This is a genomic window from Pseudomonas sp. DCB_AW, assembly GCF_026240895.1.
Lineage (GTDB): Bacteria > Pseudomonadota > Gammaproteobacteria > Pseudomonadales > Pseudomonadaceae > Aquipseudomonas > Aquipseudomonas kermanshahensis.
In genome coordinates, this window is record NZ_JAPFCE010000141.1 from 1 (window position 1) to 2,396 (window position 2,396).

Annotated in this window: 4 protein-coding genes; 2 read left to right on the forward strand and 2 right to left on the reverse strand. The window is 59.0% G+C overall.

All coding sequences use genetic code 11. The features are described from left to right. Window positions 1-90: 90 nt before the first annotated feature. Window positions 91-573: an SsrA-binding protein SmpB gene (smpB, locus tag OO306_RS27910; protein ID WP_012312633.1), complete on the reverse strand. Its 483-nt coding sequence runs from the start codon at window positions 571-573 to the stop codon at window positions 91-93. A 163-nt stretch (window positions 574-736) separates the two neighbouring features. On the opposite strand from smpB, the gene OO306_RS27915 reads away from it, so the two are divergent. Next, window positions 737-1,171 (forward strand): type II toxin-antitoxin system RatA family toxin, encoded by a 435-nt coding sequence (locus OO306_RS27915; protein WP_027595044.1) that lies wholly within the window; start codon window positions 737-739, stop codon window positions 1,169-1,171. Window positions 1,172-1,228: 57 nt separating this feature from the next. On the opposite strand, the gene bamE is transcribed toward OO306_RS27915, so the two are convergent. Then, a complete protein-coding gene (bamE, locus tag OO306_RS27920) occupies window positions 1,229-1,762 on the reverse strand; it encodes an outer membrane protein assembly factor BamE (protein ID WP_027595043.1) in 534 nt (177 codons plus the stop codon). Between the two features lie 97 nt (window positions 1,763-1,859). On the opposite strand from bamE, the gene fur reads away from it, so the two are divergent. Continuing rightward, window positions 1,860-2,264, forward strand: coding sequence for a ferric iron uptake transcriptional regulator (gene fur, locus OO306_RS27925; protein ID WP_015271870.1), 405 nt, complete (start codon window positions 1,860-1,862; stop codon window positions 2,262-2,264). Window positions 2,265-2,396 lie beyond the last annotated feature (132 nt).

Sequence of the window (2,396 nt, forward strand, 5' to 3'; positions counted from 1 at the left end):
CCCACACGTAACCCACCGAATTTGAAGGCAGTGGGTTAACTGTGGGAGCGGGCTTGCCCCGCGAAGAGGCCCTCACAGGCTAAAGAAGATCTAGTCTTCCTTGCCCTTGTTACGCACGGCACGCTGCAGCTCGCGGTTGGAATCGCGTTCGCGCACGGTGTCGCGCTTGTCGAATTCCTTCTTGCCCTTGCCAAGCGCGATCTCGCACTTGATCAGGTGCTTGCTCCAGTACAGCGCCAAGGCCACACAGGTGTAGCCTTTCTGCGCCACGGCCGCTTCCACCCGCTCGAGCTCGCGCTTGTTCAGCAGCAGCTTGCGTGAGCGGATAGGGTCGGCGATGACGTGGGTGCTGGCCGTGGTCAGCGGGGTGATGTGGCTGCCGAACAGCCAGGCTTCGCCATCCTTGAGCAGCACGTAGCTGTCGGTCAGGTGCGCCTTGCCGGCCCGCAGGCTCTTTACTTCCCAACCGGACAGGACCAGCCCGGCCTCGAACTTGTGTTCGATGAAGTAATCGTGTCGCGCTTTCTTGTTTTGCGCGATGGTCCCGGTCGGATGTTTCTTTTGTTTAGCCATAGGGGCGGCATTATAGGCAACTCGATGCGTGGTCGGCTATGGGATTTCGGTGTGCTTGAGCCACCGCAATGAATACCGGACAATACAGGCCCTGTCGTAGGTACAGAACCTGCTTTTGGCACGCTGCGAAGCGCCGCCACCCAGCCTTGGAAGTGACGCCTGGATGACTACCCATATTCAACGCTCCGCCCTGCTGCCGTATCCCGCCCAGGCGCTTTACGATCTGGTCAATGACGTGGCCAGCTATCCGCAATTTCTGCCGTGGTGCTCGGCATCGACGGTCATCGAGGCCAGTGACACGCACATGCGCGCCAAGCTGGAGGTTGCCAAAGGCGGCATGAGCCAGCATTTCGTCACGCGCAATGTGCTGGTGCCTGGGCAGTCCATCGAAATGAACCTGGAAGAGGGGCCGTTCTCCCAGCTGCACGGTGTGTGGGTGTTCAAGCCACTGGGCGAGAAGGCCTGCAAGATCAGCCTGGACTTGTCCTTCGATTATGCCGGGCCGCTGGTGCGGGCCACGTTGGGGCCGCTGTTCAATCAGGCCGCCAACACCTTGGTAGATGCCTTCTGCCAGCGCGCCAAGCAGCTCAATAGCTGAGCAGTGGCGCACAAAAAAGCCCGGGCCAAGGCCCGGGCTTTTTTATGACCGCCGCGCTTACTGCGGGGAGGTTTCCAGCGGTGCCGGCGTCGGGACCGGGGTGGTCTCGATGGTGTCGATCTCGCGCTGGATGGATTCTTCCACCGAACCGGGTTTGGCCGGTTTCTCTTCAGGCTGCGGCGTGGCCTGCTCTGGCTGGGTCGCCGGGCTGACCGTGGTGTCGCTGCTGCCACCGAGGATTTCCTGGTCGCGGCTGACACCTGGCATGAAGTCGCCAGACAGGCTGACCAACTGGTCGCTTTCGTTGAAGAAAATGCTCATGCGCTCTTGCTGGCGTTTTCCGCCACCAGGCTGCAGGCTGTACAGGTAGTCCCAACGGTTGGTGTTGAACGTGTCCTGAATCAGGGGGTTGCCCATGATAAACCTTACTTGCCGTCGGGTCATTCCCGGGCGTAATTGGTCTATCATGTCCTGCGTGACGACATTGCCCTGCTGGATGTCGATTTTGTAAACCCCGGGAAACGAGCAACCGGCGAGTGCGAGCAGTCCCACTAGGGTGAGGCTGGTTAGCAAGAGCTTGGTGTTTTGCATCGGTGGGCGACTTCCACTATCTTGGCTGGACAACGTAAACCCCGATCATACCCGTATTAAGAGAAGCTGCGAAGCAGCATCGGCGAGAAAGCTGACCATGGTTGAAAATAGCGAATTACGCAAAGCCGGTCTCAAGGTTACCCTGCCTCGAGTAAAGATCCTTCAGATGCTCGATTCTACCGAGCAGCGTCACATGAGTGCCGAGGATGTCTACAAGGCCTTGATGGAAGCTGGTGAGGACGTCGGCCTGGCCACCGTCTACCGCGTGCTGACCCAGTTCGAAGCGGCGGGTCTGGTGGTTCGCCACAACTTCGACGGCGGTCATGCGGTCTTCGAACTGGCGGATGGCGGTCACCACGACCACATGGTCAACGTGGAGACCAGTGAAGTCATCGAGTTCATGGACGCAGAAATCGAGAAGCGTCAGCGCGAGATCGTGGCCGAGCATGGCTACGAACTGGTGGACCACAACCTGGTCCTCTATGTGCGTAAGAAAAAGTAACGATTTCGATCGTTATAAATAGCAAAGGCGACCTTCGGGTCGCCTTTGTGCTTTTTGTGTAGGAGCAGCCTTGTGCTGCGAAGAGGCCGGTGAAAACACAGTAGGGCTGTGCCGCTGCCACCGGCCTCTTCG

What these genes read in the sequence shown, in the direction of transcription:
- OO306_RS27915 (WP_027595044.1), top strand. Translation starts at nt 737, where the DNA reads ATGACTACCCATATTCAACGCTCCGCCCTGCTGCCGTATCCCGCCCAG.
- bamE (WP_027595043.1), bottom strand. Translation starts at nt 1,762, where the DNA reads ATGCAAAACACCAAGCTCTTGCTAACCAGCCTCACCCTAGTGGGACTG.
- fur (WP_015271870.1), top strand. Translation starts at nt 1,860, where the DNA reads ATGGTTGAAAATAGCGAATTACGCAAAGCCGGTCTCAAGGTTACCCTG.
- smpB (WP_012312633.1), bottom strand. Translation starts at nt 573, where the DNA reads ATGGCTAAACAAAAGAAACATCCGACCGGGACCATCGCGCAAAACAAG.